The 243-nt window shown below is 38.7% G+C and carries 1 protein-coding gene and 1 pseudogene; both read left to right on the top strand.

Translation table 11 applies throughout. From position 1 onward, the window contains the following. Window positions 1-154, top strand: a pseudogene (locus tag SB658_RS26855) (hypothetical protein); the annotation flags it as partial. 1 nt (window position 155) lies between these two features. Continuing rightward, on the top strand, window positions 156-243 hold an 88-nt coding region (locus SB658_RS26850; protein ID WP_410603546.1), incomplete at its 3' end, for a kinase/pyrophosphorylase.

Genomic DNA, 243 nt, shown 5'->3' with positions numbered 1-243 from the left:
AATAGAAAAACAAATCGATGCACTGCCTGTCATCAAAGACACAGATAAAGGCTTTGAAGTGATAGGCAGAGTGACACAAACAAATATGACCAAAATACTTGTCAGTTTATCTGAAAATGAAATCCTATACGATTGCAAACTAACGGGGGGATAATATGAATAACCGCATTATCTATGCTGTATCGGATTCCGACGGTGAAACGGCTGAATTGGTAGTAAAAGCAGCACTCAGCCAATTTAACG

Origin of the sequence: Bacillus sp. SIMBA_008 (assembly GCF_046535495.1) — a bacterium.
Lineage (GTDB): Bacteria > Bacillota > Bacilli > Bacillales > Bacillaceae > Bacillus > Bacillus subtilis.
This window is presented reverse-complemented; position numbering and strand designations above follow the sequence as displayed.